The organism is Streptomyces sp. NPDC057638 (genome assembly GCF_042800315.1).
In the GTDB taxonomy this organism is placed as follows: domain Bacteria; phylum Actinomycetota; class Actinomycetes; order Streptomycetales; family Streptomycetaceae; genus Streptomyces.
In genome coordinates this window covers 1-21,065 of record NZ_JBHVHF010000133.1, presented here as the reverse complement: position 1 = coordinate 21,065, position 21,065 = coordinate 1, and the positions used below count along the sequence as shown (strand labels likewise).

The 21,065-nt window shown below is 72.5% G+C and carries 20 protein-coding genes, 1 tRNA gene and 1 riboswitch; of the genes, 13 read left to right on the top strand and 8 right to left on the bottom strand.

The annotated features are described in order from the left end of the window. Window positions 1–23 precede the first annotated feature (23 nt). Together ACFVIM_RS19130 and bcp are read right to left on the bottom strand one after the other, a co-directional pair. A tRNA-Leu gene (locus ACFVIM_RS19130) sits at window positions 24–107 on the bottom strand. A gap of 69 nt (window positions 108–176) precedes the next feature. Beyond that, the gene (gene bcp / locus ACFVIM_RS19125; protein ID WP_384302641.1) at window positions 177–644 is read right to left on the bottom strand and encodes a thioredoxin-dependent thiol peroxidase; all 468 of its coding nucleotides are present in this window, start codon (window positions 642–644) and stop codon (window positions 177–179) included. 199 nt (window positions 645–843) lie between these two features. On the opposite strand from bcp, the gene ACFVIM_RS19120 reads away from it, so the two are divergent. From ACFVIM_RS19120 to ACFVIM_RS19110, 3 genes are all read left to right on the top strand, one after another. After that, window positions 844–1,164 carry a DUF3618 domain-containing protein gene (locus ACFVIM_RS19120; RefSeq protein WP_384302639.1) on the top strand — a complete coding sequence of 107 codons (321 nt, stop codon included), beginning with the start codon at window positions 844–846 and terminating at the stop codon, window positions 1,162–1,164. A 43-nt stretch (window positions 1,165–1,207) separates the two neighbouring features. Then, a complete protein-coding gene (locus ACFVIM_RS19115; RefSeq protein WP_384302637.1) occupies window positions 1,208–1,564 on the top strand; it encodes a GroES family chaperonin in 357 nt (118 codons plus the stop codon). 83 nt (window positions 1,565–1,647) lie between these two features. Further along, window positions 1,648–1,716: riboswitch (guanidine-III (ykkC-III) riboswitch) on the top strand. Window positions 1,717–1,752: 36 nt separating this feature from the next. Continuing rightward, window positions 1,753–2,073: a DMT family transporter gene (locus tag ACFVIM_RS19110; protein WP_384302635.1), complete on the top strand. Its 321-nt coding sequence runs from the start codon at window positions 1,753–1,755 to the stop codon at window positions 2,071–2,073. 26 nt (window positions 2,074–2,099) lie between these two features. Here ACFVIM_RS19110 and ACFVIM_RS19105 read toward each other — a convergent pair whose 3' ends face one another. Continuing rightward, entirely contained in the window at window positions 2,100–4,592 is a 2,493-nt protein-coding gene (locus tag ACFVIM_RS19105) for a transglycosylase domain-containing protein (RefSeq protein WP_384302633.1), read from the bottom strand. A 459-nt stretch (window positions 4,593–5,051) separates the two neighbouring features. Between ACFVIM_RS19105 and ACFVIM_RS19100 the strand changes: the two genes are divergently transcribed. The 5 genes from ACFVIM_RS19100 to ACFVIM_RS19080 all read left to right on the top strand — a co-directional run bounded on the left by ACFVIM_RS19100 (window position 5,052) and on the right by ACFVIM_RS19080 (window position 10,415). Continuing rightward, window positions 5,052–5,852 carry an ABC transporter permease gene (locus ACFVIM_RS19100; RefSeq protein WP_384302631.1) on the top strand — a complete coding sequence of 267 codons (801 nt, stop codon included), beginning with the start codon at window positions 5,052–5,054 and terminating at the stop codon, window positions 5,850–5,852. A 112-nt stretch (window positions 5,853–5,964) separates the two neighbouring features. Then, window positions 5,965–6,816, top strand: a complete 852-nt coding sequence (locus ACFVIM_RS19095; RefSeq protein WP_384302645.1) for an ABC transporter permease — start codon at window positions 5,965–5,967, stop codon at window positions 6,814–6,816. A 3-nt stretch (window positions 6,817–6,819) separates the two neighbouring features. After that, window positions 6,820–7,875 carry an ATP-binding cassette domain-containing protein gene (locus ACFVIM_RS19090; protein ID WP_384302629.1) on the top strand — a complete coding sequence of 352 codons (1,056 nt, stop codon included), beginning with the start codon at window positions 6,820–6,822 and terminating at the stop codon, window positions 7,873–7,875. A 166-nt stretch (window positions 7,876–8,041) separates the two neighbouring features. Further along, window positions 8,042–8,758 carry a DUF1707 domain-containing protein gene (locus ACFVIM_RS19085; RefSeq protein WP_384302628.1) on the top strand — a complete coding sequence of 239 codons (717 nt, stop codon included), beginning with the start codon at window positions 8,042–8,044 and terminating at the stop codon, window positions 8,756–8,758. A 373-nt stretch (window positions 8,759–9,131) separates the two neighbouring features. Next, window positions 9,132–10,415: a DUF445 domain-containing protein gene (locus ACFVIM_RS19080; protein WP_384302626.1), complete on the top strand. Its 1,284-nt coding sequence runs from the start codon at window positions 9,132–9,134 to the stop codon at window positions 10,413–10,415. 96 nt (window positions 10,416–10,511) lie between these two features. Here ACFVIM_RS19080 and ACFVIM_RS19075 read toward each other — a convergent pair whose 3' ends face one another. The 4 genes from ACFVIM_RS19075 to ACFVIM_RS19060 form a co-directional block, all read right to left on the bottom strand. Further along, the gene (locus tag ACFVIM_RS19075) at window positions 10,512–11,621 is read right to left on the bottom strand and encodes a CHRD domain-containing protein (RefSeq protein WP_384302624.1); all 1,110 of its coding nucleotides are present in this window, start codon (window positions 11,619–11,621) and stop codon (window positions 10,512–10,514) included. 172 nt (window positions 11,622–11,793) lie between these two features. Then, entirely contained in the window at window positions 11,794–12,708 is a 915-nt protein-coding gene (locus ACFVIM_RS19070; RefSeq protein ID WP_384302643.1) for a restriction endonuclease, read from the bottom strand. 73 nt (window positions 12,709–12,781) lie between these two features. After that, on the bottom strand, window positions 12,782–13,807 hold the full coding sequence (locus ACFVIM_RS19065; protein ID WP_384302622.1) for a hypothetical protein: 1,026 nt from the start codon (window positions 13,805–13,807) through the stop codon (window positions 12,782–12,784). Between the two features lie 159 nt (window positions 13,808–13,966). Continuing rightward, window positions 13,967–14,431 (bottom strand): DUF6234 family protein, encoded by a 465-nt coding sequence (locus tag ACFVIM_RS19060; RefSeq protein WP_384302620.1) that lies wholly within the window; start codon window positions 14,429–14,431, stop codon window positions 13,967–13,969. A gap of 362 nt (window positions 14,432–14,793) precedes the next feature. Between ACFVIM_RS19060 and ACFVIM_RS19055 the strand changes: the two genes are divergently transcribed. From ACFVIM_RS19055 to ACFVIM_RS19045, 3 genes are all read left to right on the top strand, one after another. Beyond that, complete coding sequence (locus ACFVIM_RS19055) at window positions 14,794–15,126, top strand: DUF6412 domain-containing protein (protein WP_384302618.1); 333 nt, start codon at window positions 14,794–14,796, stop codon at window positions 15,124–15,126. Between the two features lie 84 nt (window positions 15,127–15,210). Then, window positions 15,211–15,945, top strand: coding sequence for a YidC/Oxa1 family membrane protein insertase (locus ACFVIM_RS19050; RefSeq protein WP_384302617.1), 735 nt, complete (start codon window positions 15,211–15,213; stop codon window positions 15,943–15,945). A 395-nt stretch (window positions 15,946–16,340) separates the two neighbouring features. Further along, a complete protein-coding gene (locus ACFVIM_RS19045; protein WP_384302615.1) occupies window positions 16,341–17,201 on the top strand; it encodes a fumarylacetoacetate hydrolase family protein in 861 nt (286 codons plus the stop codon). An 86-nt stretch (window positions 17,202–17,287) separates the two neighbouring features. Here the strand turns inward: ACFVIM_RS19045 and ACFVIM_RS19040 are convergent, their stop codons facing one another. Continuing rightward, window positions 17,288–18,388, bottom strand: coding sequence for a Gfo/Idh/MocA family oxidoreductase (locus ACFVIM_RS19040; RefSeq protein ID WP_384302613.1), 1,101 nt, complete (start codon window positions 18,386–18,388; stop codon window positions 17,288–17,290). A 329-nt stretch (window positions 18,389–18,717) separates the two neighbouring features. Between ACFVIM_RS19040 and ACFVIM_RS19035 the strand changes: the two genes are divergently transcribed. Together ACFVIM_RS19035 and ACFVIM_RS19030 are read left to right on the top strand one after the other, a co-directional pair. Continuing rightward, the gene (locus ACFVIM_RS19035; protein WP_384302612.1) at window positions 18,718–19,449 is read left to right on the top strand and encodes a hypothetical protein; all 732 of its coding nucleotides are present in this window, start codon (window positions 18,718–18,720) and stop codon (window positions 19,447–19,449) included. Between the two features lie 504 nt (window positions 19,450–19,953). Then, complete coding sequence (locus ACFVIM_RS19030) at window positions 19,954–20,733, top strand: HAD-IIA family hydrolase (RefSeq protein WP_384302610.1); 780 nt, start codon at window positions 19,954–19,956, stop codon at window positions 20,731–20,733. Window positions 20,734–21,065: the final 332 nt, after the last annotated feature.

Below are 21,065 nucleotides of genomic sequence, written 5' to 3'. Positions count from 1 at the left end.
GTGCCGCGCCCATCGCCACACGATGCGGCCGGAGGGACTCGAACCCTCACGGGTGTTACCCCACTGGGACCTAAACCCAGCGTGACTGCCAATTCCACCACGGCCGCGCGTGCGCCCATCGTAGTGGTCGTTCTGCGCCACTCCGACGTCGGTACGGCCCGGGTGGGGGCGGTGTTTCAGATACCGAGATCCTTGATGATCTTGGCGACATGGCCGGTCGCCTTGACGTTGTACAGAGCGCGCTCGACGAGCCCGTTCTCGTCGACGACGACGGTCGAGCGAATCACGCCAGTGACGGTCTTCCCGTAGAGCTTCTTCTCGCCGAAGGCGCCGTACGCCGTCAGCACCTCCTTGGCGGGGTCGCCGACCAGCGTGACCTTGAGGCTCTCCTGCTCGCGGAACTTCGCCAGCTTCTCCGGCTTGTCCGGGGAGACGCCGATGACGTCGTACCCGGCATCGGCGAGCAGCTCCAGGTTGTCGGTGAAGTCGCACGCCTGCTTGGTGCAGCCGGGGGTGAGGGCCGCGGGGTAGAAGTAGACGATCACCTTCCGGCCCCGGTGGGAGGCGAGCGAGATCTCGTCGCCGTCCGCGTCGGGGAGGGTGAAGTCGGGGGCGGTGTCGCCGGGCTGGAGTCGCGCGCTCATGGTTCTCCGGGTTCTCTGTGTCATCCGTGGCCGGGGGCGGGCCGCAACGGGATCACCGCCGCCGAGGGGGTACGCGGTCGAGCGTAATAGGGGTGCCGTGGGGTGCGGGCGCGACGGAGCTGACAGACTGTCGAGGTAAGGACGGGCACGGTCATACCGGACGGGCCCGCCGGGAACCACGGGACCACGGAGGCGGCGGGTGTCGGACGAGAGGACCCCTGCGCAGATCGAGGCGGATATCGTCCGCCGGCGCGAGCGGCTGGCCGAGACGCTGGACGAGATCGGGGTGCGGGTGCACCCGAAGACCATCGTCGGGGACGCCAAGGCCAGGGTCGCCGAGAAGGTGGACCGCACCGCGGGCCGCGCGATGGCGGCCCTGCACAGTGCCACCGAGGGGGTGCGCGCCCGTTTCACCGCGGAGGACGGCTCGCCCCGGCTGGAGCGGGTGGTGCCCGTGGCGCTGGTGGTGGTCGGTGTGGTCGGACTGCTGGCGCTGGACTCCCGTAAGCGCAAGGCGTGACCCGCGGGGTCCGGAACACCCCTCGGCAGGTAGGTTGCGAGGCGTGAGCGTCAATAGTCATGAACACAGCACCCAGCACGACAAGCTTCCGATCCGGATGCTGCACGACCGTGTGCTGGTGAGGACCGACATCCCGGAGGGCGAGCGGCGCTCAAGCGGCGGGATCGTCATCCCGGCCACGGCGGCGGTCGGCCGTCGGCTGGCCTGGGCCGAGGTCGTCGCCATCGGTCAGAACGTACGGTCGGTGGAGCCGGGCGACCGGGTGCTGTACGACCCCGAGGACCGGGCCGAGGTGGAGGTGCGGGGGGTCGCCTATGTCCTGATGCGCGAGCGCGACCTCCACGCGGTGGCGGCGGACCGCTTCCAGGGCTCCGAGGGGTCGACCGGGCTCTACCTCTGACGACCGGCGCCACCCGCGCCCGCCGGTCCGCTGTCCCCTGGGCCGGGACCAGCGGCGGTGACCCAGCTCACCAGCCCGCTCACCCCTTGTTTGCTACGGTGGAACCACCCCGACGAGACGCGCCGTACCGGGTTCCGCAAAGACGACGCATCCCCGTGAAGTCAGTAACGCGTCTCGGAGGTGCCGTCATGGCCTGGGTTCTGTTGATCATCGCTGGAGTGCTCGAAGTCGGCTGGTCGATCGGCATGAAGTTCACCGAAGGATTCACCAAGCTCTGGCCCAGTGTCTTCACCGGCGCCGGGATCGTCGCCAGCATGTTCCTGCTCGCCCAGGCGGCCAAGACCCTGCCCATCGGCACGGCGTACGGCGTCTGGGTCGGCATCGGCGCGGCCGGAGCCGCGATCGTGGGCATGGTGGCGCTCAACGAGCCGGTGACCGCCGCCCGGATCTTCTTCGTCTCGCTGCTGCTGGTCGCGGTGGTGGGGCTCAAGGCCACCTCGGGTCACTGACCCGGAACCCGGAGTCCGGGGACACCTCACCGTCCACCGCCGAGGCGGGACCGCCCAGGTCCCGCCTCCGTACGGGCCGGGAACCTTCCGTACCGCCGCCTCACCGCTCGGGGCGCGGACGGGGTTCCCGGCCCGTTTCGTGCTCTGGCCCCGTCCCCGCCCCCGTCCCCGTCCCCGCCCCCGTCGTCGGAGGGGGCGCCCCCGTCCGGGAGCGGCGCGGGCGCGGGCTCCCCTTCACCCCCCTGGCCCTGGCCGGGGTCCGTTCCCGCGCCCGGGTCCATACCGTCCGGCGGCTGGCCGTCGCCCGGCTGGTCCGCCGGGGGCGGTACCGGCGGGCTCTCCTCCGGCGGCGCGGATCCCGGCGGGTCACCCGGCGGGAGGGAACCCGGGTCCGGTGGCACGGCCGGGACCGGGCCGCCTGACCCGGTCGGGAACGGTTCCTCCCGCGCCGACGACGGTTCCGGCGAGGGCAGCGGCCGCGACGGCGCCACCGGCTCCACCACCAGGTCGAACTCGGTGATCTCCGTCCCCTCCAGCGCCGCCCCGGTGAACTGGCCCCAGATCCGCGCGGGCGCCCCGCCCCCGCTGACCCGGGACAGCCCCATCGCCCCGTAGAGCGGACGCTGTACGCCCGTCTCGGGGTCCTGTCCCATCACCGCCACGGCGGTCGCCAGCTCCGGGGTGTACCCGGCGAACCAGGCCGCCTTGTCCTCCTCCGCGGTGCCCGTCTTGCCCGCGGCGGGCCGCCCGGCCGAGCGGGCGGCCGTCCCCGTACCGTTCTCGACCACGCTCATCAGCACCGACGTCGTGGTGTCGGCGGCCCGGCGGTCCACCGCGCCGCTCTCCCGCCGACGGGGGAGGGCGATGGTGGCGCCGTCCTTGGTGACCTTGGTGACGAGGGTGTACGGGAGTCGGCGGCCGTGGTTGGCGAGGGTGGCGTACGCCTCCGTCAGATCGAGCACCGACGCGGTCGCCGGGCCGAGCGCGATCGACGGCGATGCGTCCAGGTCCGGGGTGTCCGCGGGGATCCCCAGGGCGACGGCGGTCCGCCGGACCCTGGACGGGCCCACATCCACCGCCATCTGCGCGTAGACGGCGTTGACGGACCGGTCGGTGGCCTCGGTGACGGTGATCGGGCCGTAACCGACCCCGCCGTCGTTCGCGGGAGCGTACGGAGGGCCGGGCCAGCCCTCGACGGGACGGCGGTCGGCCCCGTCGTACAGCGTCTCCGGGGTGATCCGGCGGCCGTCCTGGGTCCGCGCGCCCTCGTCGAGCGCGGCGGCGAGGACGAAGGGCTTGAAGGTGGAGCCGACCTGGTAGTCCCGCCGGGTGGCGTTGTTGACGTACTGGCGGGTGTAGTCGACGCCCCCGTACATCGCGACGACCCGGCCGCTGGCGGGGTCGATCGACGCGCCGCCGACCCGGACCGCGCGGTCGGCGCGGCGCGACGGGTCGAGCCTGCTGGTCACCTGGTCGTCGACGGCCTCGGCGAAGGCGTCCTGCCGGGCCCGGTCCAGGGTGGTGGTGATCCGGTAGCCGCCCGCCGCGAGGGTCTTCTCGTCCAGGACGCCCTGGGCGGTCAGATACTCCTCCACGGCCTGCACGACATAGCCGCGCTGCCCCGCCAGACCGCCCGCGGGCCGGGCCGGGCGGGGCTCGGGGAAGGTCAGCGCGGCCCGCTCGGCCGGAGTGAGCCAGCCCTCCTTGACCATGCCGTCGAGGGTGTAGCGCCAGCGGGCGAGGGCGGCGCCCCGGTTCTCGGGGTGGGTGGTCACGTCATAGGCGCTGGGCGCGTTGAGCAGGGTGGCGAGATAGGCGCCCTCGGCGGTGGTGAGCGCCGCGACGTCCTTGCCGTAGTACGCCTGGGCGGCGGCCTGGACGCCGTAGGCGTTGCGGCCGTAGTAGCTGGTGTTGAGATAGCCCTGGAGGATCTGGTCCTTGCTCTGCTCCCGGCTGAGCTTGATCGCGATGAAGAACTCCTTCCACTTCCGCGAGAGGGTCTGCTCCTGGCCGAGGTAGTAGTTCTTGACGTACTGCTGGGTGATGGTGGAGCCGGACTGCTTGCCCTTGCCGGTGAGCGTGTTCCAGGCGGCCCGGACCATCGCCTTGGGGTCCACCGCCCGTTCGGAGTAGAAGTCGCGGTCCTCGGCGGCCAGGACGGCGCGCCGTACGGTGAGCGGCACCTGGGCGAGGGCGACGTTCTGCCGGTTGACCTCGCCGTCCCGGGCGAGCAGCCCCCCGTCCTCGTACAGATAGACGTTCGACTGCGCGACGGCCGTGGCGTTGGCGGGCGGGATGCGGACGAGCGCGTACCCGGCGGCGAAGGCGCCGCCCAGCAGCAGCGCGCACAGCACCACCGCCACCAGCGCCATCCGCCAGGTGGGGAGCGCGCGGCGCCAGCCCCGGCGGGGGGACCGGCCCGGCCCGGCGGCGGTCACGGTCGCGTCCCTGGGGGGCCAGCCCGCCGGGGTCTTTCGGTTGGATCTCGCTGGGCTCGCGTGCCCTGGCGGCTCGCTCATGGGCTCATAGTGCACTTTGGCAGGTCATATGCCCGGGAATGTCACCCTGAGGGATCACCCGGAACGTGGCCGGTCCGAGGGATCACCCGACCATGGCTGGTTGCCGGGCGCGTAAATCACTCGCGGGGACGACGGGCCACGTCCTAGGCTCATGCGCTTTGGTGCCGGGCGCGGTGCCGGGCGCGGTGCCGGGCGCGGTGCCGGGCGCGGTGGTGGGCGCGGTGGTGGGCCGGGCGGGCGTGGGGCTGACGGGGTGTCGGCGGGCGTCGCGGGCCGGTGGTCTCCCGCCGCTGGTAGGCCGCTGGTGGGTGTCGGGGCGGGTGTCGCGGGCCGGTGCGTCTCGCGGGTCGGCGCGTCCCAGACGCCGGTGGGCCTCATGGGCCGGCGCGCCTCACGCGCCGGTGATCGAGCGGGCGGGCGAGCCCCATGGACCAGTCGAACGAGAGGGGATGGGCAGACGTGCGGCTCTACGGGGTCGTGGCGGTCGGAGGATTCCGGCGGTACGCGACCTACCGGGTGGCCACGGCGGCGGGTGTCTTCACCAACACCGTCTTCGGCTTCATCCTCGCCTTCACCTACACCGCTCTCTGGGACGAACGCCCCCAGCTCGGCGGCTACGACGTCGCCCAGGCGCTCACCTACGTCTGGCTCGGCCAGGCGCTGCTGATGACCTGCGCCATGATGGGCGGCGCCTTCGAGGGCGAACTGGTCGAACGGATCCGTACCGGCGACATCGCCGTCGACCTCTACCGCCCGGCCGACCTGCAACTGTGGTGGCTCGCGGGCGACCTGGGCCGGGCCGCCTTCCACCTGCTGGGCCGGGGCGTGCTGCCGATGGCCCTCGGGGCGCTCGCCTTCGACCTCGCCCTGCCCTCCTCGCCACTGACCTGGCTCGCCGCCCTGACGGCGGTCTTCCTGGGAGTCGTGGTCAGCTTCGGACTGCGGTACGTGGTGGCGCTGAGCGCCTTCTGGCTGCTGGACGGCGCGGGGCTGCTCCAGCTCTCCATGCTCACCGGGCTCTTCTTCTCCGGGATGATCCTGCCGCTCAACGTCTTCCCGGGGCTCCTGGGCGAGATCGCCCTGGCGCTGCCGTGGTCCGCGCTGCTCCAGGTACCGGCGGATGTGCTGCTGGGCAAGCACACCGGATGGGGGCTGGCGCGGGCGTACGCCTTCCAGCTGGGCTGGGCGGTGGCGCTGCTGGCGCTCGGACGGGTGCTCCAGGCGATGGCGACACGGAGGGTGGTGGTCCAGGGTGGCTGACGGCACACGGGACCAGGCGTCCGGCGGCGGGCCGGCCCCCGGGCGGCTGCCGTCGCGGGGCGAGACCCCGTACACGGGTCCCGGGACGACCCCGTACACGGGTCCCGACACGATCCCGAACACGGGTCCCGACACACCCCCGTTCACGCGTCTCGACACGCTCCGGCACGGGCTGCGCGCCTACGGGCTCATCGTGGCGATGTGGATCCGTTCCACCATGGCCTACCGCGCCTCCTTCGCGATGGCGCTCCTCGCCAACCTCGCCGTCACCGGCTTCGACTTCCTCGCCATCGTGCTGATGTTCGGCTACGTCGACACCCTCGGCGGCTACTCCCTCCCCGAGATCGCTCTGCTCTACGGCGCGGCCGCCACCTCCTTCGGCCTGACCGATCTGCTCCTCGGGTCCATGGACCGGCTCGGCCGCCGGATCCGGGACGGCACGCTCGACACCCTGCTGGTGCGGCCCGTCCCCGTGCTCGCCCAGATCGCCGCCGACCGCTTCGCGCTGCGGCGGCTCGGCCGGATCACCCAGGGCCTGGCCGTCCTCGGCTACGGCCTGTGGACCGTGGAGACCGACTGGACCGCGCTGAAGGCGCTGCTGATCCCGGTGATGCTGGTCAGCGGCGCGGCGCTGTTCGCCGCCGTCTTCGTCGCCGGGGCGGCCTTCCAGTTCCTCGCGCAGGACGCCGCCGAGGTGCAGAGTTCCTTCACCTACGGCGGCAGCACCCTGCTCCAGTACCCGCCGACGATCTTCGCCAGGGATCTGGTGCGCGGGGTGACCTTCATCGTCCCCCTCGCCTTCGTCAACTGGCTGCCCGCGCTGTATGTGCTGGGGCGGCCCTACCCGCTCGACCTGCCCACCTGGTTCGCCTTCCTGCCGCCCGTGGTCGCCGCCGCGGCCTGCTGGCTGGCGGCGCTGGCCTGGCGGGCGGGCCTTCGTTCGTACCGCAGTACAGGGAGCTGAGAGATGAGCCTGATCGAGATGGACGGGGTCGAGAAGGTCTTCGAGGTACGCAGGAGGGCGGGTCGGCTGCGCCGGGAGCGGCGGCAGGTGCGGGCCGTCGACGGGATCAGCTTCACCGTGCCGCGCGGCGAGATGGTCGGCTACATCGGCCCCAACGGCGCCGGGAAGTCCACCACCATCAAGATGCTGACCGGCATCCTCACCCCCAGCGGCGGACGGCTGCGGGTCGCGGGCATCGACCCGTCCCGGGAACGCACCCGGCTCGCCCAGCGCATCGGCGTCGTCTTCGGCCAGCGCACCACGCTCTGGTGGGACCTGCCGCTGCGGGACTCGTACCGGCTGGTGCACCGGATGTACCGGATCCCCGACCGGCGGTTCGCCGAGAACCTCGACCGCTGTGTGGAGCTGCTGGACCTCGCGGAGCTGCTGGACGTCCCCGTACGACAGCTCTCCCTCGGGCAGCGGATGCGCGGCGACATCGCGGCGGCCCTCCTGCACGACCCCGAGGTCCTCTACCTCGACGAGCCCACCATCGGCCTCGACGTGGTCTCCAAGGCGAAGGTCCGTGGCTTCCTGCGGGAGCTGAACGCCGAGCGCGGTACGACGGTGCTGCTCACCACCCACGATCTGACCGATATCGAGCAGCTCTGCCGCCGGGTGATGGTGATCGACCACGGACGGCTGGTGTACGACGGCGGGCTGGCCGGGCTCCACGAGATCGGCGGGAGCGAGCGCACCCTCGTGGTCGACCTGGAACGGGAGCTGCCCCCGGTGACGGTGGAGGGGGCGCGCACGGTCCGGGTCGAGGGCCCGCGGCAGTGGCTGGCCTTCCCGGCCTCGGCCTCGGCGGCGCCGCTGGTGGCGGCGGTGGCGGAGCGCTACCCGGTGGTGGATCTGTCGGTGCGGGAGCCCGATATCGAGGCGGTCATCGCGACCATGTACGCGGAGCGGTCGGGAGGCCCCGGGGGGCCACGGCCGGGCGCCGGCGGGGACTCACGGCCCGGGGACGGCGGGGACGAGCGGGAGGCGGCGGCCGGAACGGGCGAGCGGGCGGGGTGACTCCGGCGGGAGGTGGATCGGGCGGCCAACGGGGGGGGGGCTGACCGGTGGCGGTCGTTAGCGGTCGGTGGCGGTCGGTGGCGGTCGGGAATCAGGTGGATCCCCGGGGACAGAACCCGGGAAAGATCAGGGGTTGGGCGCCTAAACCCCTTCTAAGGTGGGGGACATGAGCGAACTCCCGGAGATGCGCGCCTCTGACCATGACCGTGAGCTGATCGCCGAGCGGCTGCGGGACGCGGTGGCGGAGGGCCGCCTGACGATGGAGGAGTTCGACGAACGCCTCACCCGCGCCTACGAGGCGCGCACCCAGGGTGAGCTGAGCCCCCTCGTGGCGGACCTCCCCGCCACGGGCACCCCCTCCGCCGTGACCGCCCCGGACGGAGCCGCCCGCTGGTCGGAGCGGGTCGGTGGAAAGCCGACCTCGCGCTTCGCCCTGGCGTTCTGCGGCGGTTTCGAGCGCAAGGGGAGCTGGACGGTCGGCCGGGACCATGTCTCCGTGGCGGTGATGGGCGGCGGGGAGATCGATCTGCGCGAGGCGCGGTTCGAGGAGCGGGAGGTGGTGATCCGCTGCTTCGCCCTGATGGGTGGCATCGATGTGACCGTCCCGCCCGAGCTGAACGTCCAGGTCTCCGGCTTCGGGCTGATGGGCGGCTTCGGCGAGGAGGGTGAGGTGGAGGGAGCCCCGGACCCTTCGGCCCCTACGGTCCGGGTCACCGGGTTCGCGCTGATGGGCGGCGTGGGGGTGCGCCGCAAGCTGCGGAAGGCGGAGAAGAGGCGGCTCAAGGAGGAGCGTGAGCGGGCCCGGCTGGAGGGCGGGGAGCCCGGCGCGGGAGGAAAGCGTCTGCCACCGGGAACTCCGGATGCGCCCCGGGAGTCCCCCTGATGAGGTAGGGACAAGGCGCACGGTGTGCGCGTGACGGGTGGAACGGATGAATCGGACAGGACAGAACGAGCCGGGCGACCGGACGGAGGGCCCCGGGCAGCCCGGCGGCGGGGGCCCCGCCCCCGGAGCGCCTGGCCGTGAGCCCGGCGCCGGGGACCCGGGGGCCCCGGGCGCCGGTGCCACCGGGCCGACCGTGGACCCCGCTCCCACGGCGGACCCCGGTCCGGCCGGGGGCGGCGCGGGCCGTACGAGCGTGAGGGACGGCGCGAGCCGTACGCGCGACGCGGGCTCCGCGGGCCGTACGCGCGACGCGGGCTCCGCGGGCCGTACGCGCGACGCGGGCTCCGCGGGGAGCGCGGGAGGGAAGAGCCGGATGGGACGAGGGGGACTCCCGTCCTTCTCGTATACGGAGGCGGACGAGGAGAAGCAGCGCGGCGTCCGGCAGATGAAGCTGATCGCCACCGGACTGCTGGTCTTCGTGGCGGTGGTCTTCGCCCTCGCCACCTGGGCGAAGAACGCGGGGGCGGGCCCTTGGGCCGGGTATCTCGCGGCGGCGGCGGAGGCCGGGATGGTCGGCGCGCTGGCGGACTGGTTCGCGGTGACCGCGCTCTTCCGCCACCCCCTCGGCATCCCGATCCCGCACACCGCGATCATCCCGAAGAAGAAGGACCAGCTCGGCACCTCCCTCGGCACGTTCGTCGGGGAGAACTTCCTCTCCGAGACGGTCGTACGCGAACGACTGGGCGCCCTGCGTATCGGCGCCCGCCTCGGTACCTGGCTCGCCGAGCCCGCCCATGCCGACCGGGTGGTCTCCGAACTCTCCACGGCGCTGCGCGGCGCGCTCACCGTGCTGCGTGACGGGGACGTCCAGGCGGTGGTCGGTGAGGCGATCACCCGCCGGGCCAACGCCGCCGAGATCGCGCCCGGTGTGGGCAAGACCCTGGACCGGGTCGTCGCGGACGGCGCCCACCATCGCGCGGTGGACCTGGTCTGCGCCCGGGCCCATGACTGGCTGGTGACGCACTCCGCCTCGGTGATGGACGCGATCGAGGGCGGCGCCCCGGGCTGGACACCGCGCTTCGTCGACCGGAAGGTGGGCGACCGGGTCTACCGGGAGCTGCTGCGTTTCATCACCGAGATGCGGGACATGCCCGACCACCCGGCGCGCGGGGCGATCGACCGCTTCCTCACCGACTTCGCCGCCGACCTCCAGTCGGACACGGAGACCCGGGCCCGGGTGGAGCGGCTGAAGTCGGAGCTGCTCTCCCGGAGCGAGGTGCAGGACGTGATCGCCTCGGCCTGGTCCTCCGTACGCGCCATGATCATCTCGGCGGCGGAGGACGACCGCAGCGAACTCCGTCTCCGGGCCCGCGCCTCGCTGCTCTCGCTCGGCGCGCGGCTGTCGACGGACGAGCGCCTCCAGGCGAAGGTGGAGGGCTGGGTGGAGGACGCGGCGGTCTATGTGGTCAGCACCTACCGCGCGGAGATCACCTCGCTGATCTCCGAGACGGTGGCGAGCTGGGACGCGGAGCAGACCTCGAAGAAGATCGAGGCGAACATCGGGCGCGACCTCCAGTTCATCCGGATCAACGGCACGGTGGTGGGTTCGCTGGCCGGTCTGCTGATCTACACGGTGGCGCACGCGTTCGGCGGCTGAGCGGCGTACGTACACGGGTGGAGCCCGGCGGGAATGACACCCCACCGGGCTCCGGTCCCACGGAATACGTCCGAACGTCCTTCAGCGGAGCCGGCCTCAGAAGAGCTGGCCCCGCACCGCGCCGTCGGGGAACTCGGGCGTGTGGATGTTGGAGTAGTACTCCTTCGGATAGGCCCGCACCCGCTTGACGACATCGGCCTTCTGCTGGGTCAGCGTGCCACTGACGGCGAAGACACCGCCCGGGACGGGCCGGTTGAAGAAGTTGAAGACGACATCGCCGTTCTTGCCGAAGGCACCCCGGTGGATATGGCCCAGGCTCGGGCTCTGGATGCCCTCCCAGGCGAAGGAGTAGCGGACGCTGGTCACCCGGGGGTCGAGATAGGTGACGGCCCGCCCGTCGGGATCGCCGACCTTGGAGACATCGGACTTGGGCACCTCCTGGGAGCCGTCCGAGAGGGCGCTCAGCGGACCGCCCCGGACCACGCCCAGCGGGTCGAAGTTCTCCGTCAGCTTCTTCAGCTGGCCCCGGACCGCACCGCCCGGGAACTCGGCGCTGTGGAAGTTCACATAGAACCCGGACGGATCGCTGCGGATCTCCCGCGCCAGCCGGGCGTCGGTGAGGGTGACCTGTCCGGCCGCGGCGCGGACGGTGTCGGGCATGGCGTCGCCGAAGAGGGTGACCTTCAGCGCGCCGTTCTGCCCGGCCCGCCCCTGGTGGATATGGCCGAGGCTGGGCACCAGGCCCTTCCAGTCGGCGGCGAAGGTGATCCGGTCGCCCTGGATCCGGATCCGGGCGGTGCCCTTCCCATCGGGGTCGTTCACGGCGGGCCCGCCCGGCACGGGCACCTCGTTCCTCCCGGCGAGCTCGGCCGAGAAGCTGACGGCGTCACCCCAGGCGACCCGGGATAGCGCGCCGCCCTCTCCACTGCCCTGCCCACTGTCCTGTCCAGCGCCCTGGGCACCATGCCCTCCGGCACCATGCCCGGCATGCCCCCCGGCCTGGGCACCGCCCGGGGCCGCCCCCGCACCATGCCCCGCGTGCGCCCCAGCCCCGCCCCCAGCCCCGCCCTTCACCCCGGCCGGAGCGCTCTGCCGCTCGGCGCCCCGCCTCTCCTGACTCCCCCCACTCGCGAGCGCCGGGGCCACACCCATGGCCCCGATCACCACGGCGCTGGCGGCCACGTAGTACAAGCGCTTCCTGCTCATCGAGACATCCTCCCCATCGGACCGGCTGGTCGTGACCGGTCGCGGGGAAGTACGTGCCCCGATCCCACCCCGTTCACAGCCATCCGCCAAGAACCCGACCGAACCTCCCAGACTCCGGGCCCGTACGAGGGGCGGACCGAGGCGAACTCCCGCCCGCCCTGGGTGGGCAAGGTCAGTCGCGACTGGTGGTGAAACCCTGGTCCTTGGGCCATATGGCATAGGCCGCTATCTCATCTGCATGACACAGGTCGATGAGGTCTGGCCGTGGCTTGGACGGCAGGAGAAGCGCTATATCAGGGCGCGGGGAGAGATAGCGGCGGTAGTCGAAGAGCTGGCCGATGGCCATACGGATCGCTTCCCGTGTCACACTCCCCTTTGCTTCGATCAGCACATTGGTGGTGGCATCAAAGAGGTCCGTGTACAGCGGCTTCAACTCGCCTGCCGGACGGATCATCTTCCGCGCAACGTCGTGCCCCTGCTCCCGGAGATAACGGTGGTATGCCGTGACGAGTCGGGCCTCGCGGCGATCGGCGGTCCGGGGCTCGCTGCTGGGGTTGATGACGGCCCGCTCGACCTTGCTCTGCTCGATTTCCACGTCCTCCACAAGCGTGGTGGACGGCGGAGTGAACGGAAGCCGGGTATCGCCATCGCCCTCCGCGGTGGTGACGGTGCTGGTGCGAGTGACCGGGCGGAGCCTAAACATCACCACACTGCGGATATCGCCGGTCTGATCCGGAGCGTCCGTCGTATACCACGGCCGCTCCTGGTCGAGCGTGAACTCTCCTTCGTAGGCGACCACACTCCTCGCCACGGACGAGAAGAGATGGAGGGACCGGTCCATGTCGACATGGCGCAGGATGGCGCGGTTGCCGCGGACCATCTCCTGATCGCCTTCCTGGCCCTCACCGCAGTAGTGGTAGCAGCCGTCGGCGCCCCACCCGTCGTAGTAACCATGCTGATGGCCGCGTGAGGGGTTGGTGAACAGCATGACGTACGGCGCGTCCTTGCAGGCGCTGATACCGCCCTGACGACTTCCGCCAAAGCGGTCGTGAAGCGCCCGCCTCTTTGTCTCTGCGCCGACTGCCATGTCCACAGAAGGTCCTCCTGGAGTCCGGTGTACATCAGTTCTAACACCGGCCTCTGACACGGGCGGTGGCGGGTCACTCCGCCAAGGGTCCCCCGTGGCACTCCCGGTAGACCGCCCCCACCCCGCACCAGCACGTCCCGTTCGCGGGCGGGGGCCACGGGGTGGCGCGGCCGCGGGCGGCCAGGGTGGTGGCGTACTGGGGGAGGAGGGTGGGGGCGGTGGGGGAGGTCTGTTCGGCGGCGGCGAAGGCTTCGTAGGAGGGGACCGTCGCCGTGACGATGCCCAGGTTGTCGGTGCCCGTGGTGGCCAGGTCGCGCAGGGCGGACTCGATGGCCGTGAGGTGGGCGGGGTGGCTGGGGTACTCGGGGCGCAGGCCGGGGTAGGCGGCGAGGAGTTCGGTCAGTTCCCGCTCCGGCCAGTGGAGGAGTGCCACCGGGAAGGGGCGGGAGAGCTCCGAGCGGTAGGTGCCGAGTTCGGAGCGGAGCCGGGCGATCTCGGCGCGGAGTTCGGCCGGGTTGTCCGAGCCGAGGGACCACAGGCGCTTGGGGTCGTGGAGTTCGTCCAGCGGGATCTCCGAGCGCTCCGCGTGGAGGCGGTCCGCGAGGGTGTCCCGGGCGTCGTGGGTGTGGCCGAGGAGCCGGCGGACCCGGTGGCGGCCGGTGAGCAGGGCGCGGGTCTCGTGGGGGACCGTGTCGGTGGCGGGGCCGTCGGAGGGGAGCAGCAGGTCGAGCCCCTGGGTGAAGGTGTCGTGGGACGCCTCCAGTTCGTCGTGGGCCTCCAGGGTCTCCGCGATCACGGTCCAGGGGGCCGCTTCGGCGGGGGCGGCCAGCCGGATGCCCGCGATCAGGGCGCGGGCCTCGGCCTCGTGGCCGTACTCCCAGAGATTGGCCGCCTGGAGCGCCTTCACCAGCAGCGGGTGTTCGGGGCCGGTGGTGAGCAGCCGGTCGTAGAGGGAGCTGGCGCGCTCGCGTTCGTCCGCCAGTTCGAGATGGGCCGCGGCCCGGAGCAGCAGGGGTTCCTGGTCCGCGGGGTACTGCGTCGCGGTGCGCAGCAGGCGCTCGGCTTCGGCGATGTGATCGGCAGGAGTGTCGGGGCGCATGGGGGACACCGTACTGCCGTACGAGGGGGAGCCGGCCTGCCGGACCGCCCGGCTGACGGGCGGCTTGGGCCGGGTGTGGGGCCCGGGCGCATCCGGGCACCGGCCGGTCAGTGGCCGCCCGGCTGACGGGCGTCGGCCGGGGCGAGGCGCCGTCCCAGGTCAGTGGCCGGGCCGGAGCGCGTCCTCGCACGCCGCGCCGCCCATGCCCGCGACACAGGCTTCCCGGTAGGAGGTCTCATACGCACGGTCGCCGAGGTCGTTGGTGATGATGACGAGCACGCCGATCGCGAGCGCCGTGGCGATCTGGCTGACCGCGACCGTCCGGGCGCGGCGGATCGCTGCCACGGCGGCGATGGCCAGGGCGACGACGGCCACGGTCACGGCCTTGGTCAGGTGGGAGTGCGGCCGTTCGCCGTGGGACTGCGGGTCCCAGGACCAGAAGGTCATGGCCCAGAAGAGGATGACGAGGCCGACGGCGGCCAGCTCGGCCAGGATCAGGGCCAGGGCCAGGGCGCGCTGGCCCTCGGGGGCGCGGGCGGGGGTTCCTCTCGTCTTCCTCGCGTGGGGGCGCGGGTTTTCTGGGCTCTCTGGGATCTGTGGGTCGGGTGGGTTCTTTGTGGTCATCGCGTCACGATCGCCCGGGGGCGCGGCGGGGGCATGAGCGTTCGTACTCACCTCGTGGTGGGTGGGCTTCGGGTGCTCGGCCGGTCGTGGGTGCCGTTGGGTCCTCCGGGGCGGCGGTCCGCGCGGGTGGGGTGGCCGGCGCCGGGTTCCGGGTGGCTCTCCGGAGCGGACGGGACCAGGGCGGGCGGACCGGAGCGGACCGGAGCGGGGCGGGGCGGGGCGGCAGTGGTCGGGTGGTCGGGTGGTCGGGTGGTCGGAGGTTATCCACAGGCTTGGCACAGGCTCGGCGAGGTGGCCGGGCCATCGGGTATAACGGAAGCCAGTTCGACACCATCCGTGGGCGAGGGAAGAGGAGGGCGGCGATGGCGGCACAGCGGTTCGGCAGGCGGCTGCGCCTCGGCCTGCTCGCGATGATCGTCCTGCTCGAACTGCTCTTCGTGGAGAGCGGCGGGCTCGGGGGCGGGATCTCCGCCGCCGTGGCGTTCGCCGTGGCCGCCACCACCGCGGCCGGGGCGGCGCTCGTCGTCTCCGCCGTCATCAGCGCTCGCTCCGCGCCCGCCGTGCCCCGGACCCGAATACGGACGGCGATACGCGACCGCGAGCAGCGCACGGCCTTCCTGCCGCAGCGCGATCCCGACGCCCGGGGGCGGACCAGGCCCCGGGCCCCTGGGAGCGCCCTCGCGGCGACCGCGTAGGGAGCGGCCAGCGGGCCCTTCCGCGCGGGTCGTCATGCCGACTGACACATTCCGGCACGACGAGACCCTTCGGAGGGCTCACCCATGTCCGTTTTCGCCAGCCTGGTCGAGCGCCTGGCCGATCTGCTCCAGCCCCTCTTCGCCGCCTCGGCCACCGCCGCGGCGATCATCCTCTTCACCGCGTTGGTGCGGCTCGCGGTCCATCCCCTGTCCCGGGCCGCCGCCCGGGGGCAGAAGGCCCAGGCCCGGCTCGCTCCCCAGGTCGCCGAATTGCGGAAGAAACACGGCAAGAACCCCGAGCGGCTCCAGCGCGCCATGCTGGAGCTCTACCGCAAGGAGAAGACCTCTCCGGTCGCGGGGTGTCTGCCGAGCCTCTTGCAGCTGCCCGCCTTCTTCGTCCTCTACCACGTCTTCTCCAGCTCCCGGATCGGAGGTGAGCCCAACGAACTGCTGAACCACACGCTCTTCGCCGCGCCCCTCGGCGGCCGCTGGCACGAGGCGCTCGGCGACGGCGGGCCGCTGGGTGGGGCGGGCCTCGTCTATCTCGGGCTGTTCGCTCTCGTCACCGCCGTAGCCGTCTTCAACTACCGCCGGACCAAGCGGCAGATGGCCCAGAATCCGATGCCCGAGGGCGCGCCGGGCATGGGGGCGATGGTCAAGTTCCTGCCGCTGCTCTCCTTCGGCACGCTGGTGACGGTCGCGGTCGTGCCGCTGGCCGCCGCGCTCTACATCGTCACCAGTACCACCTGGTCGGCGGTCGAGAGGGTGCTGCTCTACCGGGACATGCCCACCGCCGGAGCCCTCGCCAATCCGCTGTAGCGAGCACCCTCCTGTAGCGATCACCGTCCGCCGGGTGGGGATGGCGGACGGCGGGCGGCGGACTCCTGGATCAGGGCGGTTGCCAGCGCGGTAGCGCTGCTCTCCCGCCGCTTCCGCCGCCCTGTCGCTTCCGCCGCCCTGTCGCCGCGCCGCCGCGCCGTTCCGTGGATCCGTCGGGCGAGGAGGGTGGGGGCCTGGCCCGGTGGTCCGGTGGCCGGGTGGGGCCGGGCTGAAGGGCCCGGCCGCTGGGCGCGGTCTTGCGGAGGCCGGTCGGCCTCCTGGACGATCGGCCAGTCCTCCGATGTTCGATGGCCGTCCCCATCGTCCGGGCTCAACACCGAATCGGACTGAGACCGACCGAGACCGACTGACACCAACCGAACGGGAGACAGACCATGAAGCTGCTGCGCGTCGGCGCCCCGGGCGCCGAGCGGCCCGCCCTGCTCGACCGGGACGGCACCACCCTGCGTGACCTCTCCGGGCTGACCGCCGACATCGACGCCGCCCTGCTCGCCGACGGCCCCGCGCTGGCCCGGATCCGGGCCGCCGCGGACGCCGGTGAGCTGCCCGTTCTGCCAGCGGACGGAGTACGGGTCGGCCCGCCCCTGGCCCGGGTCGGCAAGGTGGTCTGCATCGGGCTCAACTATCACGACCACGCCGCCGAGACGGGGGCCCAGCCTCCGGCCGAGCCCGTCATCTTCCTCAAGGCGGCGGACACGGTCGTCGGGCCGTATGACACCGTCCTCGTTCCCCGGGGCAGCCACAAGACCGACTGGGAGATCGAACTCGCGGTGGTCATCGGACGTACCGCGCGTTATCTCGGCGAGGACGAGGACCCGCTCGCCTATGTCGCCGGGTACACGATCTCCCACGATGTCTCCGAGCGGGAGTTCCAGATCGAGCGCGGCGGCACCTGGGACAAGGGCAAGAACTGTGAGACCTTCAACCCGCTGGGGCCCTGGCTGGTGACCGCCGACGAGGTGCCCGATCCGCAGACACTGAGGCTGCGGCTGTGGGTCAACGGCGAGCGTCGGCAGAACGGCTCCACGGCGGATCAGATCTTCCCGGTGCGGGAGGTCGTCCGCTATGTCAGCCGCTTTATGACCCTGTACCCGGGTGATGTCATCAACACCGGCACCCCGGCCGGGGTCGCCCTCGGGCAGCCCGAGCCCAAGCCCTATCTGCGGGCGGGGGACGTGGTGGAGCTGGAGGTCGACGCCCTGGGGCGGCAGCGACAGGAGTTCGCCCAGGCGTGAGGTGGGGTGGAAGGTGAGGACACCGCCCCCGTCTTCATCTCCTCCCGCGTCGCGCTGACTGGCCGGGGTGTGGGTGTGGGTGTGGCCTACAGCTCCACCGTCACCCCGTCCCGCGCCGAGCGGCGCGCCGCCTCCAGGACGTCCAGGACCGCGGCGGCCTCGCCCGCCGGGACCGGTGGTGGTGTGCCGTCGCGCAGGGCGCCGACCAGTGCCGCGTAGTAGGCGGGGTAGTCGCCCGGCAGCGTCTCCACCGGGCGGCCCCCGCCGGTCAGCGGTGACTCACCCGACCCGATCCGGCCCCAGTGGCCCTCCTCCGTCACCCCCCACGGCACACCCGGAGCCGGGCGTTCGCCCGCCCGCAGCGCCGCCTCCTGGGGGTCGAGCCCGTAGCTCACATAGCCCGCCTCGGTGCCCAGGACCCGGAAGCGCGGGCCGAGCTGGGCCGCTGTGGCGCTCGTCCACAGATGGGAGCGGACCCCGCCCGCGTGGGCCAGGGCGAGGAAGGTGTCGTCGTCCGCCTCGGCCCCGGCACGGCGGACATCGGCCTCCGCGTACACCCGTGTGACCGGCCCGAAGAGCGTCAGCGCCTGGTCCACCAGATGGCTCCCCAGGTCGTAGAGGAGTCCGCCGAACTCCTCCGGCGCGCCCGACTCCCGCCAGCCGCCCTTGGGCCGGGGGCGCCACCGCTCGAACCGCGACTCGAACCTCAGCACCTCCCCGAGCGCCCCGCTCCCCACGAGCCGGGCGACGGTACGGAAGTCCCCGTCCCAGCGGCGGTTCTGGAACACCGAGAGCACCAGCCCCCGCTCCGCCGCCAGTGCCTCCAGCCGCCGGGCCTCCGCCGCGGTCCCCGCGACCGGCTTGTCCACGACCACCGCGAGCCCCGCCCGCAGCGCGGCGGTGGCGAGCGGCACATGGGTCCGGTTCGGCGAGGCGATCACCACCAGGTCGAGCCCGCTGGACCACAGACCGTCGACATCGGCGGAGTCCACCAGACGTGCCTCGGGGAACCGCGCCCGGACCAGTTCCCGGCGTTCGGGGGCCGACGTCACGATCGTGTCGAGGACCAGACCGGGGGTGGCCGCGATCAGCGGGGCGTGGAAGAAGGCGCCCGCCGTGCCGTAGCCGATGAGCCCGACCCGCAGCGGCGGCACGGGGCTGGTGGGGAAGTCATGAGTGCCCGTCATGGCCGCCACTCAACCAAAGCCGGGCGCCGGTCCGCACGTATGCCGTCCTGGATCTGTCCTGGACGGATGGGCATTTCTGGGATGGCTGAGTTTTCTGGGGTGGATGAGCTTCCCGGGTCGCACCGGCCGGAGCGGGCCGGGTGTGTCGTCTCGGTGTGTTCGTATGACGATCCGATGATGCGCCAATAGGGCGGACTTGCGCCGCTGTTCGGGGCCGTCCGGTCGGGGTGCCGGGTCCGCGCTCCGCCGTCGTGGGCATGCGTGAGCAGGACGGAAGCAGAACGGAAGCAGTACGCGCCGCACAGGTCCCCACAGAGCGAAGGTCCCCCATGCGACCGCCCACCGCCCTCGCCCTCGGTGTCATCGCGGCCACCCTCGGCGTGGTCAGTGCCCTGGTGCCGTCCGAGACCGCCGTCGCCGAGTCACGGCAGCCCCGCTGCGGCGCGGTCTCCGGGGCGGTCTTCCCGATCGATACGGAGATGAGGGGCGGGCCGACGGTCCACCACCCGGGCAAGGGGTTCCGGGAGTGGGCGGTCGATCTCGCCAACACCACCGGGAAGGGCTGTGCCAACGTCCACCCCGTGATCGTCTTCACCCCCCGGGACCGGGGCTTCACCACGGCCCGGGTGACGGTGGAGTTCTACGACCAGGCCCGGGCCCGCTGGCGGCCCGCCGAGCTGGAGACCACCTCGGAGGACGAGGTGATCGCGATCCTGGACGGCGCCGGGACCGGTGGTTTCGCCGTACCGGCGCGTGCCACGGTGACCGTACGGGTGCGGCTGGCCCTCCGCGCCGACACTCCGCCCAACCAGGTCACCGTCAACGCCGCGATCGTGCAGCGGCGCGGCGACGACGGTGACTGGGTCGGGGAGTCGGGCGAGTACCGCTTCGCCGTCCTCGACGACCGCGGCTACGGCGCCACCGTCACCGACGATGAGCTGGCCACCACCGGACCCACCTCCCTGCGCCGCCTCGGGATCGCGCTCGGCACGGTGCTGTGCGGTGGCGGGGTGCTGGTGGTGGCCTCGTGGCGGCTGCGGAGGTGGCGGGCGCGCCGCTGAACGGCCCCGGGCCTACACCCCGCGGCATACCCCCGGGCCTACGCCCCGCATACGCCCCGGCTCACGCGCCCCGGCCCAGACGCCGCTGTCCCACAGTCCTGGCCGGACCCCGGCCGCCCCGCCGCCGGACCCCGGCCGCTCTCCGTCGAACCCCGGCCCCCGGGCCGAACCTCAGCGCACCCTCCGCCGAACCCCCGCCCCGGCCAGACCTCAGCCCCGCCGAACCCCCGCCCGCCCCCGCTCTCCGAGCGAGACCGCCCCCGCTGTCCCGGCGAGACCGCCCCCGCTCTCCGAGCGAGACCGCCCCGGGGCCGCCCGCGTGTCTCCGGCGGCCCCGCCGCTCCCCGGCAGCCCCGCCCGAACCACAGCTCGCGTGCGCGACCAGGCCGGATGTCCGCCGTGCTGACTAGGCTGGGGGCGTCGGGGTGACACAGCGCGGTGCCTCCGGCACCACCACAACCCGCGTACCTCGTACGCCCGCGCCCTACGGCAGGAGTTCCCTTGATGGCAGAGCGCAAGCCGATCGAATCCTGGCTGACCGACATGGATGGCGTCCTCATCCACGAGGGGGTGCCGATCCCCGGCGCCGACGCCTTCCTCCGGAAGCTGCGGGAGACCGGCAAGCCCTTCCTGGTGCTCACCAACAACTCCATTTACACCCCCCGCGATCTGCACGCCCGTCTCGCCCGGATGGGGCTGGACGTGCCGGTGGCGAACATCTGGACCTCCGCGCTGGCCACCGCCCAGTTCCTGGACGACCAGCGTCCGGGCGGTACCGCCTATGTCATCGGCGAGGCGGGGCTCACCACCGCCCTCCACGACATCGGCTACGTCCTCACCGACCACGACCCGGACTATGTCGTGCTCGGCGAGACCCGTACGTACAGCTTCGAAGCCCTCACCAAGGCGATCCGGCTGATCAACGGCGGCGCCCGGTTCATCTGCACCAACCCCGACGAGACCGGTCCCTCCACCGAGGGACCGCTGCCCGCCGCCGGTTCCGTGGCCGCGCTGATCACCAAGGCCACCGGCAAGGACCCGTACTTCGCCGGGAAGCCCAACCCGCTGATGATGCGGACCGGGCTCAACACCATCGGCGCGCACTCCGAGACCAGCGCGATGATCGGCGACCGGATGGACACCGACGTCCTGGCCGGTCTGGAGGCCGGGATGGAGACCTTCCTGGTGCTCACCGGGGTGACCACCCCGGCCGATATCGACCGCTACCCCTTCCGTCCGTCCACGGTCGTCGACTCCATCGCCGACCTGGTCGAGCGGATCTGAGACCGCCGGGCCGCCGGTCCGCGGCCGGTCCAGGACCCGCGGGGAACGGCCGTCCTGGACCGCCGGGGCGCGCCCGCCGTTCCCGTTCGGAGTACTCCGGCCACCCCCGCGGATGCGAAACCGGGCCACACGCGTGAATCTTGCCTTGCAGGAGGTTCACGATGCGTACCTGGTCGACAGCGTTCCGTGAGACGTTCCGTGAGGCGTTTCGTCAGGCGCTCCGCCGCGGGCTCCGCGACGGATGTGCACGGTGCCGCCGGTGCGGTAGCCGCGCAGCTGCGACATGTTCAGCGTCTCGGCGACCACACCCTGGCCCGCGAACGCCGCGTCAC

Excerpts from the sequence above, each read along its gene's own strand:
- bcp (WP_384302641.1), bottom strand. The coding sequence starts at position 644 with ATGAGCGCGCGACTCCAGCCCGGCGACACCGCCCCCGACTTCACCCTC.
- ACFVIM_RS19110 (WP_384302635.1), top strand. The coding sequence starts at position 1,753 with ATGGCCTGGGTTCTGTTGATCATCGCTGGAGTGCTCGAAGTCGGCTGG.
- ACFVIM_RS19105 (WP_384302633.1), bottom strand. The coding sequence starts at position 4,592 with ATGAGCGAGCCGCCAGGGCACGCGAGCCCAGCGAGATCCAACCGAAAG.
- ACFVIM_RS19090 (WP_384302629.1), top strand. The coding sequence starts at position 6,820 with ATGAGCCTGATCGAGATGGACGGGGTCGAGAAGGTCTTCGAGGTACGC.
- ACFVIM_RS19085 (WP_384302628.1), top strand. The coding sequence starts at position 8,042 with ATGAGCGAACTCCCGGAGATGCGCGCCTCTGACCATGACCGTGAGCTG.
- ACFVIM_RS19080 (WP_384302626.1), top strand. The coding sequence starts at position 9,132 with ATGGGACGAGGGGGACTCCCGTCCTTCTCGTATACGGAGGCGGACGAG.
- ACFVIM_RS19075 (WP_384302624.1), bottom strand. The coding sequence starts at position 11,621 with ATGAGCAGGAAGCGCTTGTACTACGTGGCCGCCAGCGCCGTGGTGATC.
- ACFVIM_RS19070 (WP_384302643.1), bottom strand. The coding sequence starts at position 12,708 with ATGGCAGTCGGCGCAGAGACAAAGAGGCGGGCGCTTCACGACCGCTTT.
- ACFVIM_RS19065 (WP_384302622.1), bottom strand. The coding sequence starts at position 13,807 with ATGCGCCCCGACACTCCTGCCGATCACATCGCCGAAGCCGAGCGCCTG.
- ACFVIM_RS19060 (WP_384302620.1), bottom strand. The coding sequence starts at position 14,431 with ATGACCACAAAGAACCCACCCGACCCACAGATCCCAGAGAGCCCAGAA.
- ACFVIM_RS19055 (WP_384302618.1), top strand. The coding sequence starts at position 14,794 with ATGGCGGCACAGCGGTTCGGCAGGCGGCTGCGCCTCGGCCTGCTCGCG.
- ACFVIM_RS19050 (WP_384302617.1), top strand. The coding sequence starts at position 15,211 with ATGTCCGTTTTCGCCAGCCTGGTCGAGCGCCTGGCCGATCTGCTCCAG.
- ACFVIM_RS19045 (WP_384302615.1), top strand. The coding sequence starts at position 16,341 with ATGAAGCTGCTGCGCGTCGGCGCCCCGGGCGCCGAGCGGCCCGCCCTG.
- ACFVIM_RS19040 (WP_384302613.1), bottom strand. The coding sequence starts at position 18,388 with ATGACGGGCACTCATGACTTCCCCACCAGCCCCGTGCCGCCGCTGCGG.
- ACFVIM_RS19035 (WP_384302612.1), top strand. The coding sequence starts at position 18,718 with ATGCGACCGCCCACCGCCCTCGCCCTCGGTGTCATCGCGGCCACCCTC.
- ACFVIM_RS19030 (WP_384302610.1), top strand. The coding sequence starts at position 19,954 with ATGGCAGAGCGCAAGCCGATCGAATCCTGGCTGACCGACATGGATGGC.